This is a genomic window from Pantoea sp. SGAir0184, from assembly GCF_043544755.1.
This window is the reverse complement of the sequence record NZ_CP028051.1, coordinates 123,549-139,835: the sequence shown is the minus strand read 5'-3', so window position 1 is coordinate 139,835 and position 16,287 is coordinate 123,549. Positions and strand designations below refer to the sequence as shown.

General features: G+C 60.6%; 12 protein-coding genes. 8 read left to right on the top strand and 4 right to left on the bottom strand.

Features of this window, described 5'->3' with window-relative positions; genetic code table 11:
• Nucleotides 1-3: 3 nt before the first annotated feature.
• Nucleotides 4-1,323, bottom strand: a complete 1,320-nt coding sequence (locus C1N60_RS20645; protein WP_059011891.1) for an MFS transporter — start codon at nucleotides 1,321-1,323, stop codon at nucleotides 4-6.
• 207 nt (nucleotides 1,324-1,530) lie between these two features.
• Between C1N60_RS20645 and C1N60_RS20640 the strand changes: the two genes are divergently transcribed.
• The gene (locus C1N60_RS20640) at nucleotides 1,531-2,703 is read left to right on the top strand and encodes an ROK family protein (protein ID WP_394521923.1); all 1,173 of its coding nucleotides are present in this window, start codon (nucleotides 1,531-1,533) and stop codon (nucleotides 2,701-2,703) included.
• A 102-nt stretch (nucleotides 2,704-2,805) separates the two neighbouring features.
• On the top strand, nucleotides 2,806-4,242 hold the full coding sequence (locus C1N60_RS20635) for a sugar porter family MFS transporter (RefSeq protein WP_159377504.1): 1,437 nt from the start codon (nucleotides 2,806-2,808) through the stop codon (nucleotides 4,240-4,242).
• Nucleotides 4,243-4,303: 61 nt separating this feature from the next.
• Here the strand turns inward: C1N60_RS20635 and C1N60_RS20630 are convergent, their stop codons facing one another.
• On the bottom strand, nucleotides 4,304-5,053 hold the full coding sequence (locus tag C1N60_RS20630) for an SDR family oxidoreductase (protein WP_150360204.1): 750 nt from the start codon (nucleotides 5,051-5,053) through the stop codon (nucleotides 4,304-4,306).
• A 144-nt stretch (nucleotides 5,054-5,197) separates the two neighbouring features.
• Between C1N60_RS20630 and C1N60_RS20625 the strand changes: the two genes are divergently transcribed.
• Entirely contained in the window at nucleotides 5,198-6,103 is a 906-nt protein-coding gene (locus C1N60_RS20625; RefSeq protein WP_278426862.1) for a LysR family transcriptional regulator, read from the top strand.
• 213 nt (nucleotides 6,104-6,316) lie between these two features.
• Nucleotides 6,317-7,180 carry a DMT family transporter gene (locus C1N60_RS20620; protein ID WP_021509548.1) on the top strand — a complete coding sequence of 288 codons (864 nt, stop codon included), beginning with the start codon at nucleotides 6,317-6,319 and terminating at the stop codon, nucleotides 7,178-7,180.
• Nucleotides 7,181-7,209: 29 nt separating this feature from the next.
• On the opposite strand, the gene C1N60_RS20615 is transcribed toward C1N60_RS20620, so the two are convergent.
• On the bottom strand, nucleotides 7,210-9,024 hold the full coding sequence (locus tag C1N60_RS20615) for a glycoside hydrolase family 15 protein (protein WP_394521922.1): 1,815 nt from the start codon (nucleotides 9,022-9,024) through the stop codon (nucleotides 7,210-7,212).
• A gap of 74 nt (nucleotides 9,025-9,098) precedes the next feature.
• Nucleotides 9,099-9,992, bottom strand: coding sequence for an SDR family oxidoreductase (locus C1N60_RS20610; protein ID WP_394521921.1), 894 nt, complete (start codon nucleotides 9,990-9,992; stop codon nucleotides 9,099-9,101).
• 303 nt (nucleotides 9,993-10,295) lie between these two features.
• Here C1N60_RS20610 and fdhF point away from each other — a divergent pair, with 303 nt between their 5' ends.
• The 4 genes from fdhF to C1N60_RS20590 are packed head-to-tail and all read left to right on the top strand — an operon-like array spanning nucleotide 10,296 to nucleotide 16,087.
• The gene (gene fdhF / locus C1N60_RS20605; protein WP_394521920.1) at nucleotides 10,296-13,268 is read left to right on the top strand and encodes a formate dehydrogenase subunit alpha; all 2,973 of its coding nucleotides are present in this window, start codon (nucleotides 10,296-10,298) and stop codon (nucleotides 13,266-13,268) included.
• The gene (locus tag C1N60_RS20600) at nucleotides 13,268-13,753 is read left to right on the top strand and encodes a hypothetical protein (RefSeq protein ID WP_021509544.1); all 486 of its coding nucleotides are present in this window, start codon (nucleotides 13,268-13,270) and stop codon (nucleotides 13,751-13,753) included. Before fdhF ends, C1N60_RS20600 begins: the two co-directional genes overlap by 1 nt.
• The gene (locus C1N60_RS20595; protein ID WP_394521919.1) at nucleotides 13,746-15,116 is read left to right on the top strand and encodes a cytochrome ubiquinol oxidase subunit I; all 1,371 of its coding nucleotides are present in this window, start codon (nucleotides 13,746-13,748) and stop codon (nucleotides 15,114-15,116) included. Before C1N60_RS20600 ends, C1N60_RS20595 begins: the two co-directional genes overlap by 8 nt.
• An 11-nt stretch (nucleotides 15,117-15,127) precedes the next feature.
• On the top strand, nucleotides 15,128-16,087 hold the full coding sequence (locus C1N60_RS20590) for a cytochrome d ubiquinol oxidase subunit II (RefSeq protein WP_141496062.1): 960 nt from the start codon (nucleotides 15,128-15,130) through the stop codon (nucleotides 16,085-16,087).
• The last annotated feature ends 200 nt before the right edge of the window (nucleotides 16,088-16,287 follow it).

Below are 16,287 nucleotides of genomic sequence, written 5' to 3'. Positions count from 1 at the left end.
TGTTTACTCCGATGCGATGGAATCTAACCGGCGCAGGCGCTGCGCCGCCGGGTTGTGCTGCTCGCCCGGATCGAGCGGACTGAGCAGATAACGCCACGAGATAAACGCACTCACCAGATACAGGAAGGCGTAGCCCCAAATCACCCCGAGCGTGCCGAGCAGCGCATTGATCGCCCCGTACAGCGCCGGACCGAAGAAGGTGGACAAACCGGCGGCGAAGCAGTAAATCGCCATGGCGTTACCTTTGTCCTTCGGCTGGCACAACGATGAGAACAGCGCGGCGGCGGGCACGTAGCCGCACAGCGTGATGCCGTACAGGCAGGCGCAGATCACGCTGAGCACAAAGCTGCCGTGGCTCCACTGCGGCACAAAGTACATCAGCAGCATCGAGACGCCGGAACCCAGGCCGCCGAACACCGTCAGCACTTTGCGCCAGCCGATGCGGTCGCTCAGCTTGCCAACGATCGGATTAAAGCTCATGCCCACCAGTCCCATGATGGTGATCAGGCTGAGGTATTCGGTCTGGGAAAAGCCAATCTGTTCGGTGAAAAAGCCCGGCAGAAAAATAAAGAAGCCGAAGTAGGGCGTGGTGTTGATGATGCGCACCACTGCCGCGGCAGCGATGCGCGGCTCACGCCACAGAATATCGATGCCGCCCATCAGCGTGCGCAGCGTGCCCTGCTGACGATGTTCGGCATCCAGCAGCGACTGATAACCGCTGCGCTCTTTCAGCGCCAGCAGCATCACCAGCAGACCGATCGCCACCAGACCCAGCGACAGCCAGAAGGTGGCGTATTCGCCCACCAGGCGGATAGAGAAGATCGCTACCAGCGAACCGAGCGTCGGCAGCCCGCCGGTAAACGCCAGCCAGAACCAGCCGGTGGCGGAGCCGCGCATCTCCGCCGGGGCCGCCGACTGAATCCACACCAGAAAGGCGTAGGCAAACATCGGATAAGCCACGCCGCGCAGGCCATAAGTTAGCGCCAGCAGCAGCACGCTGTGCGATGGCAGCGCCACGGCCAGGAACAGCACTTCAAACACAATCCAGATCAGGCCGCCCGCCAGCATCACTTTACGCGGTCCGATTAGCGTTGACAGCGAACCGGCCAGCCATGAGCCCAGCGTGACGGTGACGCCGTAAAAGGCGATTACCCAGGCAGCGATATTCAGGGAGAAGCCGTTTTCGTGCAGATAGGGCGCGAGATAGTTGGACTCGACGCCGTCGCCAATCATAAACAGCAGGACCGCCAGATAGCCCCAGGCCAGCGCGGGCGGAATGCCGAGGCGGATCAGCCACGGATGGGTTGCAGGTGATGTTGTCATTATGTTTTCTCTGTAGGGTTGGTGTCAGCACAGCCAGATAAAGCGTTCGCCCGGCATTATCAGAACGTTTTTTACCGGGATAGCGCGAACGGGTTGTTATGAGCAGGGACTCTAAAGCACGGCAGGCGCGCAGGATGGCGCAACCATCACAGAAGTCAGTAAACACTGTTTAGTAAGATGAGCGCGGATGAAGCGAAAGGAGGCCGCGTGAAAACCGTCGGACTGAATAATTTTCAGGTGCGTAAGCACAACAAAGCGCTGTTTATGCAGCTGATGTGGCGTCATAAACGTCTGAGCAAATCGCAGCTGGCGCAGCTCAGCGGCCTGACTATTCCGGCGGCCAGCAAGATTTTGCAGGAGCTGCTGGAGCAGGGCCACGTGCAGCACTCCAGCGCCACGCTGAGCACGCGCGGCAACAGCAACGGCAGTTTTCAGCTGCCGGCCGAGGGCGCGTGGACGCTGTGCCTGTGCGTCAAGCCGACCAGCATTGAACTGCAGCTGGCGGATGCGCAGCTGGTGGCGCAGGGCGACTATCAGCAAATCAGCATCAATGCGCAGACGCCAGAGCAGCTGCTGGCGGAGATTGAAACGGTGTGGCGCGCGACCTGTAAACGCTGGCCGAAGCGGCAGATTAATCTGGCGCTGGCGGTGCACGGGCAGGTCGATCCGGTAACCGGCGTCTCGCAGCATATGCCGCAGGCGGCGTGGCGCAGCCCGCTACAGCTGAAGTTTCTGCTGGAGGAGAAGCTGGCGGTTGACGTCCGCGTCGATAACGACTGCGTGATGCTGGCGCTGGCGGAAAAGTGGCTGAACCGCAATGTGCTGGCCGAATTCTGCGTCATCAATGTCGATTACGGCATCGGCTCATCATTTGTCATCAACGGCGAGATCTTTCGCGGCAACCTGTACGGCAGCGGGCAGATTGGCCACACCATTATTGATCCGCACGGGGAGCGCTGTAACTGCGGACGGCAGGGCTGCCTGGAGACGGTCGCCTCGCTCAGCACGCTTAAGCGGCTGGCGCATCAGCGCGCGCCGCAGGCGGTGCAGCCTACCAGCCGTCAGCTGCTGGCCGCCTGGCAGGCCGGCGAGCCGTGGATCGTCGAGTGGGCGCAGCGCAGCGCGGAAGCCATCGGCATGAGTCTGTACAATTTCCTTAATACGCTGAATATCAATCAAATCTGGCTGTACGGTCGCAGCTGTACTTTTGGTGACAGCTGGCTGCAGACCATTGTGCACCAGATTGATTTCAATCCCTTCGATCCGCGCGATGCGCTGAAAAGCAAAGCCACCAACGTGCATTTTGGTCAGCTTGACCGCGCGCGTCAGGTCCTCGGCATCGGTTATCTCTATGTCGAGGCCGATCCCGGTACAGCGTAGTTTACTAAACTCCTGTTACTAAAATCTGTGAGGGCCTGAACTTTCACCCTGCGGTATCGGTGGTGAGATAGCCGCACTTTAACCCTGGTGCGGAGAGTGGCCGTGAACAATCATCAACATCTGAATATGCGTTATGTGTGGAGCATCTGTCTGGTGGCAGCCTGCGGCGGTTTGCTGTTTGGCTATGACTGGGTGGTGATTGGCGGGGCCAAACCCTTCTATGAGGCCTGGTTCAACGTCACCGATCCGGCGGCATCCGGCTGGGCGATGAGCTCGGCGCTGGTGGGCTGCGTGTTTGGTGCGCTGGTGTCCGGCTGGTCAGCGGACAAGCTGGGGCGGCGGCTGCCGCTGATTGTCGCTGCACTGCTGTTTGTGGTGTCGGCGATCGGCACCGCGCTGGCCAGCAGCTTTACGCTGTTTGTCTGGTGGCGCATTCTCGGCGGCGTCGGCATTGGTATCGCCTCGGCGCTCAGCCCGATGTACATCGCGGAGATCAGCCCGGCAGACAAGCGCGGCAAGTTTGTCGCGGTTAACCAGCTGACAATCGTTATTGGCGTGCTGGCGGCGCAGCTGATCAACCTGATGATTGCCGATCCGGTCGTCGGCGCATCAACCCATGCGGCGCTGCGTGAAACCTGGAACGGTCAGGTTGGCTGGCGCTGGATGTTCGCCTCGGCCGCCGTGCCGTCGCTGGCGTTTCTGCTGCTGATGATGTGGGTGCCGGAATCACCGCGCTGGCTGATGCTGGCGGGTCAGCCGCAGCGCGCGCTGGCGATGCTGAATAAAATTGGTTCGCCTGCTTATGCGCAGCAGACGCAGCGCGAGATTGCCCGCGCGCTGGAACAGGATCGCCAGCAAACGCGCGCCCGCGCCGGCTCGCTACTGGCACCGCGCACGCTGCCAATTGTCATCACCGGCATCGTGCTGGCGATTTTCCAGCAGTGGTGCGGTATCAACGTGATTTTCAACTATGCGCAGGAGATTTTTGCTTCGGCTGGTTTCGATATCAACGGTACGCTGAAGTCGATCGTGGCCACCGGCCTGATCAATTTGCTGGCAACAGTGCTGGCACTGCCGCTGGTGGACCGACTCGGCCGCCGCAAACTGATGCTGATCGGCGCCGGAGGACTGACGCTGTGTTATGCACTGATCGCCGGTGCCTACACGCTGGGCATCACCGGCTGGCCGGTGCTGATTCTGGTACTGGCGGCGATTGCGGTTTATGCGCTGACGCTGGCACCGGTCACCTGGGTGCTGCTGGCGGAAATTTTCCCCAACCGGATTCGCGGTCTGGCGATGTCCGTCGCCACGCTGGCGCTGTGGATTGCCTGTTTTGTGCTGACTTATACCTTTCCCATCCTCAATGCCGGACTTGGTGCAGCGGGCAGCTTTATGCTGTATGGCGTGATTTGTGCGGCGGGCTTTGTCTTTGTGCTGCGTCGCGTGCCGGAGACCAAAGGCATATCGCTGGAGCAGCTGGAGCAGCAGCTCACCGCTGGCGAGCCGGCAGCGGTGGCAGGTGAGCATTCGCTGCGTTAACCGCAGCCATGCTTCAGGCAGAAAGCCGGTGCGCCGGGCGGCGCACCGGTACAATACCCGCTTACACCTGCGCCATACCGCCATCGACAAACAGTTCGGCTGCATTAATAAAGCTGGCGGCGTCGGAGGCGAGAAACGCCACCACCTTGCCAATCTCTCCCGGCTCACCCAGACGACCGAGCGGTACCTGCGCGGCTAGCGCATCGAACAGCCCCTGGCGCTGATCTTCCGGCACCAGGCCGCCTAAGCCTGGCGTCTGTACCGGGCCAGGGCTCACCACGTTAATGCGGATGCCGCGATCTTTCACGTCCAGCGCCCACGAGCGGGCAAAGTTACGCACCGCCGCTTTACTGGCGCTGTAAACGCTGAAGCCCGGCGTACCCTGAATTGCGGCGGTGGAGCCGGTGAGAATCACCGATGCCTTATCGCTCAGCAGCGGCAGCGCTTTCTGCACGGTGAACATCACGCCGCGGACGTTGGTGCTGAAGATACGATCAAAATGTTCTTCTGTGATGGCCCCCAGCGGCAGCATGTCGCCGCCACCGGCGTTGGCAAACAGAATATCCAGCCGGCCGGCCTGGCGCGCAATCTGCGCATAGACGGCGTCGAGATCGCTTAACTGTGCCGCATCGGCGCGAATGCCGGTGGCGGTGGCGCCGATGCTGGCGACGGCTGCATCCAGCTCAGCCTGACGACGACCGGTGATAAACACGCGTGCGCCCTGTGCCGCCAGTTCCTGAGCAGTGGCGAGGCCAATACCGGAGGTGCCGCCGGTCACTAAAGCAATTTTGTCTTGCAGAATCAGGTTCATAGTATGTACTCCACAGTTGATCAGGTTAAGTGGTGACGGCCTTGCCGTCGCTGAAGTGCACTGTAGCGCTGCCGCTTTTACGGATAAATGGTGTAAAATCGAAAGGACTATTTCTCTGGGTGGATAATCAGGTTAGGGGTAACAATGGATCAATTGCTGGCAATCCGGGCGTTTGCCCGCGTGGTCGAGGCAGGTAACTTTACCCGGGCGGCCAATTCACTGGATATGCCTAACGCCACCCTGAGTAAGCTGGTGCAGGAGCTGGAAGCGCATCTCGGCGTGCGTCTGTTGCAGCGCACCACGCGCCGGGTCACGGTGACGGCAGAAGGGCGCGATTACTACGAGCGGGCGCTGCGCATCGTGCGCGATCTGGAAGATATCGATTGTGCGTTCAATAGCGTCACGGCAAAGCCGCGCGGTCAGCTGCGTATGGATATCGGCGGTTCAACGGCGCGTGATGTACTGCTGCCGGCGCTGCCCGATTTTGTCGCCCGGTTTCCCGATATCACCCTGGACCTTGGCGTGTCCGATCGCACCGTGGATCTCATCAGTGATAACGTGGACTGCGTAGTGCGCGGCGGTCCGCTGAGCGATTCGTCACTGGTGGCACGGCACTTAGGCAATGCGCAAATGATCACCTGTGCCACGCCCGGCTATCTGCGGACCTACGGCATTCCGGCGTATCCGCAGGAGCTGAACAATGGCCACCGCATCATCAGCTATCTGTCGCCGCAGAGCGGGCGCGCCTTTCCGCTGCGCTTTCGCCATGGTGAAGAGCGAATCGAGATCAAGACCGCGCACCGCGTTGGCGTCAATGAGAGCAACGCGCACCTTGCCGCGGCGGTGGCGGGTCTGGGCATCATTCAGACGTTCCGTTACGCTGCGGCCGCGGATTTGCAGGCCGGACGGCTGGTGGAGATCCTCGCCGACTGGCGTCCGTCCGACTATCCGTTCCACGTGGTCTATCCGCAGAGCCGCCATCTCACCCAGCGCCTGCGGGTGCTGATCGACTGGCTGCGTGAGGTGTTTCCGCAACGGCTGAATGGATGACAGGGTGTAAACAATCTGTTAACGTTTGGCCTCAACCCCATGCTACAGGCGCGTTTATGACACTCTCTGCTGATTCCGCATCGTCATCTGACTTTCGCCTGTATGCGCCTTGCTGCCCGCCACCTCCGGCACGCGTTGTGATTCGCTAAGTATCGAACTTTCTGCGCCTCGCTTAGCGAGCGCGCTAACAACGTTTGTTTCAGGAGCAATGCTATGCGTTCTTCTTCTTCGCTGACTTCGCAGGCAGCGACGTCAGGCTTTGTGCTGCTGTGGGGCAGCGCAGCCATTTTCTCGCGTCTCGGGCTGGATAATGCCTCACCGCTGGCACTGCTGGTGGTGCGTTTTAGCATCGCGCTGGTCGCACTGTTGCTGGTGGGACTGTTTCGCCGCCGCTGGCTGCCGCAGCCCGGTACGCGCCCGCGCGTGATGCTGACCGGCCTGGTGTTGATCGGCGCTTATTCGCTGTGTTATTTCCAGGCGATGGCGGAGGGCGTGACGCCAGGGCTGATCGCCACCATCATGGGCATCCAGCCTATTCTGACGCTGTGCCTGGTGGAGCGGCGTTTGCCGGGCAGGCGCTTGCTGGGCTTAACGGTCGCGCTGGCGGGGCTGATACTGCTGGTGTGGCGCAGTCTGGCGGCGTCGCAGCTGCCGCTCAGCGGCGTGCTGTTTGCGCTGGCCGCGCTGCTGTGCATGACCTTCGGTGCCATCATGCAGCAGCGGGTGACGCAGCATCCGGCGCAGGTGCTGCCGCTGCAGTACGGCGTGAGTTTACTGCTGTGCCTGCTGTTGCTGCCGGTTAAACCTTTTCATGTCAGCTTCACGCTACATTTCTGGCTGGCCGCGCTGTTCCTCGGCGTGATGATCTCCGTGGTGGCCCAGCTGCTGCTGTATCGCTTACTGAGCGCGGGCAGTATCGTTAACGTCACCAGCCTGTTTTATCTGGTGCCGGTGATTACCGCGCTGCTCGACTATCTGCTGCTGGGTAACCGACTGCCGTGGCTGAGCCTGCTGGGCATGGCGGCGATTCTGGCGGGTATCCTGCTGGTGTTTCGTGCGCCACAGCCTTCACGTTAACATCATGCCCCGCCAGCCGGCGGGGCATTTCAGCCATGATCGGTCAGCGCCTGTGCGGCGCAAATTAATGCCAGATGGCTGAGGCCCTGCGGCATATTGCCGCGCCATTCGTCACTGCGCACATCAAACATTTCGTTGAAAGTTTCCACGTTGCCGCGCTGGCACAGTTTGCCGAGAATCTGCTGCATGGCGTTCTCGGCGCGCGTGCATTCTCCCAGCGCCGCCCAGGCTTCCACCAGCCAGAACGAGCAGGCGATAAAAGTGCTCTCTTCCTGTTCCGTGCCGCTGTAGCGATACAGCATGGCGCTACCGTGCCCCAGTTCCTGCTCAATGGCACGGTAGGTGGCCTGCATACGTGCCGGGTTGACGCGGCTGCCATAGGGATGCACCAGCGCCAGCGCAGCGTCCAGCCTGCCGTTGCTGTCGGGATAAAACACATACGCCTGTTTCTCTTCGTTCCAGCAGTGCGCTTCAATCCAGCTGCTGATGCGGTCGCGCTCGCGCTGCCAGCGTTTCAGCCAGGTCGGTTCAATGTGGCGCGCTTCGGCCAGCGCCACGGCACGGTCGAGGGCCAGCCAGCAGGCCATCTTTGAATGGGTATAGTGCTGCTGTTCCGGCAGTTCCCAGATACCGCTGTCTTTCAGCCGCCATAAATCGGCACAGTGGTTAGCCAGCGCACCCAGCATGCGCGAGGTGGCTAAATCCAGCACGTGCCCGGCGCGTATAAACAACTCGGCGGTGGCAAGCATATCGCCGTACATGCTCAGCTGCAGCTGGTCGCGGGCGTTGTTGCCCACGCGTACCGGCTGGGAATGATGATAGCCACGCAGCGGCACGAAGCGTTCGGCAGGCACTTCGTCGCCTTCCAGCGTGTAGCAGGTGCGCAGCGCGGTACCATGGCGAATGATGGTTTTCGACAGCCAGGAGAACGCCGCTTTACAATCTTCCAGCGCACCGAGAAAAACAAAGGCTTTGATGATCAGACAGGCATCGCGTACCCATGCATAGCGGTAGTCATAATTCTTCTCTCCGCCAATGCCTTCCGGCAGCGAGGTAGTGGCTGCCGCCGCCAGCGCGCCGGTGGGGGAATACCATAAAAATTTCAGCGACAGCGCCGAGCGGCGCACGTGCTCAGCAAAGCGCCCCTGATAGCTCAGGCTGCGGGTCCAGTCGCACCAGGCGGTATGGCTGGTTTCGATGCGGGTATCGATCGCCTCCAGCGGCGGCACCGCCAGCGGTTCGCGTTCGGTGACCAGCAACGCCACCAGCGATCGACTGCCCTCTGCGGTGCGTAGCGTGGCGCAGATTTGCTCATCGTCACGCTGTTCGATCTGCCAGTCCTCGCTGGTGCGCAGCATTGCCAGCAGATCGCCAACGTGGTAGACGTCGCCCTGTTCGGTGCTGTCCTGCCACGGCGAGCGGGTTTCGGCAACGGTGCCAAAGCGCAGCGTCAGGCGCAGTGTCACTTTGCCTTCAACGCCTTCTACGCGCCGCGCCAGCTCACTCCACGGCAGACGGCCTGCCAGCGTGCTGTTCAGCGATTCGGTCAGCAGCACGCTGCCGTCATCGGTAAAAAAGCGGGTTTCCAGCACGTTGCTGTCAGCACGGTAGGCGCGTTCGGTACGGTAAGGAGCGTCAGGTTCGATCTGGAAAAAACCGCCGATCACGGGATCGAGCAGGCGGTCAAACAACGGGGCGGAGTCAAGGTTGGGCGCGCACCACCAGTCAATGGCGCCGTCGGGCGCGATCAGCGCCACCGACCGGCCTTCACCGATGGCCGCGTAGTCGCCGAGACGGGCAAAGCCCTGATCGCGCATCGGCGACTGCAGCGTTTGATTATTCATGGATCTTCCCTGTCAGCAGAAACGGCAACGTGGCCGCCCACGGCAGCCACGTAATCCGGATGAGCACCCGTATGTCAGAGGGTACCGGTACCGCCATCGGAGCACCACACCTGACCTGAGGTGAAGCTGTTGGTGGTTTCAGCGAAGGTCACGTACAACGGCGCGATTTCAGCCGGCTGACCCGGACGCCCCAGTGGCGCGCTGGCACCAAACTTCTCGATTTTTTCCTGCGGCTGACCGCCGCACACCTGCAGCGCGGTCCAGTACGGTCCTGGTGCTACAGCATTGACGCGAATTTGCTGTTCGCCCAGCTGTTTCGCCAGCGCTTTGGTAAAGGCAGCGATAGCGGCTTTGGTTTGCGCGTAATCCAGCAGAATGGCGCTCGGTTCATACGCCTGAACCGACGAGGTATTAATAATGGATGATCCGGCAGGCAGATATTCCAGTGCCGCTTTGGTGATCCAGAACATCGCATAAACATTGGTCTTAAAGGTGGCGTCAAAATCTTCCGTTGAGAGCGTGCGAATTGACTCATTAAATTGCTGGCGACCGGCGTTATTCACCAGAATATCCAGGCCGTCGAGTTTTTCTGCTGCCTCTTTTACCAGCTGCTGGCAAAAAGATTCTGAGCGAATATCACCCGGAATAGCCACCGCTTTACGGCCTTCCGCTTCGATTAATTGCACCACTTCAGCGGCGTCCTGCTCCTCTTCCGGCAGGTAGTTGATTGCCACGTCAGCCCCTTCACGGGCATACGCAATGGCGACTGCGCGGCCAATGCCGGAGTCACCACCGGTAATCAGCGCTTTGCGCCCGGTTAAACGGCCAGTGCCGCGATAGCTGGTTTCACCGTGATCGGGACGGGGTTCCATTTTACTGGCTAATCCCGGAATGGGCTGATGCTGCTTTTTGAATGGCGGCTTTGGATATTCCTGGGTAATCAGCGTTTTGTTAGTAAATGAAGTCATACCTATCTCCTTGTACAGTGGAACGAGTAAATTAAGCCTGGCAGAGATGTGATATTTGTCACGTCAAAAAATAAGCAGTCGCGCTTTATTAAAGCGTGGCGGCAGTGGCTGAAATGATATTTTTAGTTACAAAATCACTAACGCAATGATTATTTTAGCGCTGCGTAAGCTGTGCGCATTATTAAGCGAATCGGCCTGCTTGCGGGATAAAAATTTGTTCCTAAGCTCTATGCATAACTTTACATAATAACCGGCGCTGGCCGGCCCGAATAATTATGAGCGATGGCTTAAACGAGGCGTTAAATGAGCGAAGCACAATGTACCATTATATTTAATGGTGAGCGCTTAAGCGGAACCGCAAATCAACCGTTAATTGATTTTCTGCAGGAGCAGGGAAAAAAACTGCCTCACGTCTGTTATCACCCGGCGCTGCCGCCGCTGCAAACCTGTGATGTCTGCTGGGTGGAGGTGGATGGCGAAGCCGTGCGCGGTTGCACGTTACGCAGCGCCGAGGGCTTGCGCGTGGTCAGCCAGAGTGCGGTACTGCAGGCGGCACAGCAGGAGGGCATGGACCGCATTCTCAATCGCCACGAACTCTACTGCACGGTGTGTGAACACAACACCGGCGACTGCACGTTACATAACACCGTCGCGGACATGCACATTCCGATTCAGTATTACCCCTACCAGCGCAAACCGGACAGCAAAGACCACAGTAATCCGTTTTATACCTACGATCCGGATCAGTGCATTCTGTGCGGACGCTGCGTGGAGGCCTGCCAGAATGTCGAGGTGAATGAGACGCTGTCGATTGATTACAGCGCCGATCACCCGCGCGTGCTGTGGGATGGCGGGACGCAGATTGCCGGTTCCAGCTGCGTCAGCTGCGGGCACTGCGTGACCGTCTGTCCGTGCAACGCGCTACTGGAAAAAACCATGCAGCCCGACGCCGGTCCCTTCACCGCGATGGATGAAGACCTGAAGCGGCCGCTGATTGATTTCGTCAAATCACTGGAAAACAGCATCGGCATGGATCCGATCACCGGAATTTCGCTGATCGATGATGCGCTGCGCAAAGTCGAAATCAAAAAAACCAAAACCGTCTGCACCTATTGCGGCGTCGGCTGCAGTTTTGAAGTCTGGACGCGCGATCGCCACATCCTCAAAATCCAGCCGGTGGCCGATGCGCCGGTTAACGGCATCTCAACCTGTGTCAAAGGCAAATTTGGCTGGGATTTTGTGAACAGCCCAAACCGGCTGACCACGCCGCTGATTCGTGAAAACGGCCAGTTCCGCCCGGCCAGCTGGGAAGAGGCGCTACAGCGTGTGGCCGATGGCCTGCGCGCGGTGGCACGCCAGCACGGCGGTAACGCGATTGGTTTTATTGGTTCCAGTAAAGCCAGCAATGAGGAAGCCTACCTGACGCAGAAGATCGCCCGTCTGATTTTCGGCACCAACAACGTGGACAACTCCTCGCGCTATTGCCAGAACCCGGCGACGGAAGGGCTGTTTCGCACCGTGGGCTACGGCGGCGATGCCGGTACGCTGCGCGATCTGCAGCAGACCGACCTGATCATCACCGTTGGCAGCAACCTGGCGGAAAATCATCCGGTTTTCGCTTCACATATCAAACAGAGCCACAAACATCGCGGACAGAAGCTGCTGGTGGTCGATCCGCGCCGTCACGAAATGGCCGAGCGCGCCGATTGTTATCTGCGCATCCGCCCCGGCACCGACATGGTGTGGGCGTCGGCGATGGCGCGCTACATGTTTGACCACGGTTATGCTGATGAAGCATTCCTGCGCGAGCGCGTAAATCAGGTGGCGGAATACCGCGCCTCGCTGGCGCCTTTCACCCTTGAGATGGCCAGTGAAGTCACCGGCCTGAGCGTGGCGCAGCTGACTGAGGCCGCCGAGATGATCGGCAACGCGGGCAGCGCCTGCCTGCTGTGGGCGATGGGCATTACGCAGCACAGCCACGGTGCGGATACCAGCACTGCGCTCTCCAATCTGCTGCTGGTGACCGGCAACTACGGCCGGCCCGGCACCGGCGGCTATCCGATGCGCGGTCACAATAATGTGCAGGGTGCCAGCGATTTTGGCTGCTTAAGCAATGTCTATCCCGGCTACGAAAAAGTGACCGATGCGCAGGTACGGGAAAAGTGGGCGCGCGCCTGGGGCGTGGCGCCGGAAGCGCTTTCCTCAGAGGCCGGGCTGGATAACTTCATGATGGTGGAAGACGCGCATAAACAGCGGGTGCGCGCCATGTACATCATCGGCGAAGAGACCGCCTTTTCTGATGCGGACTCGACCAAAGTGCACGAAGCCTTCAGCCGGCTGGATTTCATGGTGGTGCAGGACATCTTCATGAGTCGCACCGCGCAGTTCGCGGATGTGGTGCTGCCTGGCTGTCCGAGCCTGGAGAAAGAGGGCACCTTCGTGAATACCGAACGGCGCATTCAGCACTTCTCGCCTGCGTTTGCGCCGCTCGGCGACAGCCGGCCTGACTGGCAGATACTGACGGAGGTCGCGGCGCGTCTCGGCCATCACTGGCACTACCCGAATCCCGGCGCCATTATGGCAGAAGCTGCGGGTATCGCCACGCTGTTTGCCGGGGTCAGCTATGAGAACCTCGTCGGCTGGCAGTCACAGCTGTGGCCGGTAAACGCCGACGGCAGCAGCACGCCGCTGCTGTATACCGAGGCGTTCGCCTTTCCTGATGGCAAAGCGCGTCTGTATCCACTGACGTGGCAGCCACCGATGGAAGCGCCCGATGCGCAGTACGACCTGCTGCTGAACAATGGCCGCATGCTGGAGCATTTCCAGTCGACTAATCAGACCGGGCAGGGCGGGCGCATCAAATCGCTGTCGCCCAACTGGTTTGTTGAGATTTCGCCGCAGCTGGCGCAGGAGCGGCAACTACAGCAGGGCGACTGGGTGGAGCTGCGTTCGCGCCGGGGAAGCGTAGAGGTGCCAGTGGTGGTGACCGAACGGATGGCCGGCAATGTGCTGTTCATTCCTATCCACCATGGCAAACCGGGGGTGAACGGGCTGACCGGTGAACACCACGATCCCGACGTCAACACCCCGGCCTATAAAGAGATTGCGGTAACGATGCGTAAACTGGCGCATGCGCCACAGCCGCACCCGATTCCGCTGCACAACTTCCGCCACGGCCAGCGCACGCCGCTGGATCATCTGCCCGTTGAACAAAAATGGCAGCAGCCTGAATACCGGTTGCCGCCTGAACACGTTTCGCATCCGGAGAAAAGCTAATGGCCGAACCGCTGCACTATCAACCCACTCCGACGCGCACCGAACCCAGCGCGCAGGAGGCGCTGAACGAACTGCTGGAGAATCTGCATCAGCACGGTTTCCTGCGCCTGGCTAATGACATGGTAAAAGCCAACAATGACATCGGCAAAATCGTCGCCGCCGGGCTTAACCGGCCCGGCACGCAGAATGCGGTTCAGAACCTGTCGCTGCTGTTTATGACGCTCAGCACCGTACCGCCGGAGCGTTTCAACCATTTACTGCTGGCGCTGCGCGATGCCCTGCTGGCGATGAAGCCGGCCAGCGACACGGCGCAGCAGGAGAAAAGCGCGCCGGGCGTCAGTGGCGTGCTCAAACTGCTGAATGATGAGGCGCTGTGGCAGGGCATCCGGCCACTGCTGGCGGCGCTGGAAACCTTCGCGCGCGCCATGCAGGGTGACGAAGAGAAGCCGATCACCCGCTACAGCGGTAAGCCGAGCCGTGAGTAGCCAGGAGTGGGTGCTGCTGATCGCGCGCGGTCAGTTTGCCCTGACGATGGGCATGCACATTACTCTGGCGGCGCTGACGCTGGGGCTGGCTCCGTTTCTGGTGTGGTTTGAAGCGCGCTGGCTATGGGGCAGGCGGCCGGAAGCGCATCAGGCGCTGCACTTCTGGATCAAGGTATTCGCGCTCACCGTGGCGATTGGCACCGTCTCCGGCGTGATCATGGAGTTTCAGTTCGGCACCCACTGGTCGGTGTTTGCCAGCAAAGCGGGCGGCATTATCGGTCCGCTGATGCTGTATGAAGTGCTGATCGCTTTTTTCCTCGAGTCGGCGCTGACCGGCGTGATGCTGTTTGGCATCGATCGGGTGAAACCCGGCGTGCATTTCGCCATTACCTGTCTGGTGGCGCTCGGCGCGATTTTTAGCGCTTTCTGGATCCTCGCCGCTAACTCCTGGATGCAAACGCCGCGCGGTTTTACGCTCAATGACGCCGGTCAGTTTATGCCTGACAGCGCCTGGAGTTTGATTTCCGCGCCCTCATTTGGCTGGCGGCTGGCGCACATGCTGCTGGCCTCGTGGATCAGCGTGGCGTTTTTGCTGGGTGGCGTCGCGGCGTGGCGCCTGCTGCGTAATGCTGGCGAGGCCGCCAGCCGGCTGATGCTGCGCAGCGCGCTGACGGTGTCGCTGTGCATCCTGCCGCTGCAGATGGTGGTGGGCGATCTGCATGGCGAAAACACCCGTGACTATCAGCCCGCTAAACTGGCGGCGATCGAGGGCGGCTGGCAGCCGCCTGCACCAGGGGAGGGCGAGCCGCTGCGGCTATTTGCGCTGCCCGATCAGGCGCAGCAGCGGAATCACGCCGAGCTGGCGATCCCGGCTATCGGTTCGCTCTACCTGCGCCATAACCTCAGCGGCCACATCAAAAGCCTGCGTGAATTTCCGCGCGACAGCCTGCCGCCGGTGCTGCCGGTGTTTTTTGCCTTTCGCCTGATGGTGGGACTGGCGCTGCTAATGCTGCTGAGCAGCCTGGCGGGCAATGTGCAGCGCTGGCGCGGTCGTCTTGATCAGTCGCGGCGCGTGCTGCGTCTGCTGGCGCTGATGTCACCGGCTGGCTTTGTTGCGCTGCTGGCGGGCTGGGTGGTGACGGAGGTTGGCCGGCAGCCGTGGACGGTATACGGCATGCTGCGTACCGCCGACAGCCTGGCGCCAATGTCCCTCGGCAGCAGCGTCGCCATTTTCGTGTCGGTGGTGGTGATTTACGCACTGAGTTTTGCCTTTGGTCTGGGTTATCTGCTGCGCCACCTGGCGGCACCGCTGCCGGATCCGCAGGCGACGGCGGTAGCGGAAACCATACAGACGCCAGCCTGAGGAGGGTGAGAATGTTGGTCGAACTTTCTGCTGTGCTCCTGCTGTTTGCCCTGCTGATGTATCTGGCGCTGGATGGCACGGATAGCGGCGTGGGGATGCTGCTGTACAGTTTCGACCAGCCACAAGAGCGGCAGTGGATGGTGCACAGCCTGCTGCCGCTGTGGGATGCCAATGAAACCTGGCTGGTGTTGCTGGCGGGCGGCATGCTGGCGCTGTTTCCGCCGCTGTACAGTCTGCTGTTACAAACGCTGAAGGTGCCGCTGTTTCTATTCCTGCTGGCGCTGTTTTTGCGCGGGCTGGCGCTGGCGTATCGCGGTCAGCCTGGCGAGACCGGGCGACGCTGGCTGGACCGGCTGCTGATGGTCAGCTCGCTGCTGGCAGCGTTTCTGCCAGGCTGGATGAGCGGGTTGATGCTGGTGTCGCGTCCGCCCAGCGGGATTGTGATTGATTTTTCGCTGGTGCCGCTGCTGTGCGGCCTCGGGCTGGTGGCGGTTGATCTGCTGCTGGGCTGCTGCTGGCTGTGCTGGCGCATTGGCGAGCCGGTGGTGGAGCGGGCGCGGGCGCTGGCCATGCTGTGGTGGGTGGTGACGCTGGCCTGCTTTATTGCCGTGCTGCTGCTGGAGCCGGCGCTGTGGCAGCAGAGCTGGCAGCGCTGGCCGGGAAAAGTGTTGCTGAGCCTGTTGCCTGCGCTGTGGCTGCTGCAGCTGCTCACGCTGTGGCGGGAAGCAATGGTGGCGTTGCTGATGATTACGCTGGTGCAGACGGGCGTGGTGGTCGCGGCGCTGGCGTGCGGGCTTTATCCGTGGTTGCTGCCGTGGCAGCTGGAGATGCACCAGCAGGCCTCCTCGCCGGTGACGCAGGGGTTTGTGGTGACGGGTTTATTGATTGTGTTGCCGCTGACGCTGCTGTACCACAGCTGGGCGTTCTGGGTGTTTAAGCGCCAGCCGCAGGCAGCGCAGCGGTCGCCATAAATGGCAACCCTACAGGACATAGCTCAATTGCGCAGCAGTTTCAGGTATTTCACGGATCCGCCGGTCGCCATAAATGGCGACCCTACAGGGACCATTCCCGGGGGCGCATCAATGCATAACGGCATCGGGCCTGAGGTCATCTGTAGGGTGCGCATTCATGCGCACCGGAATGGCCGCACAGAAATATCAGGATGAACAGC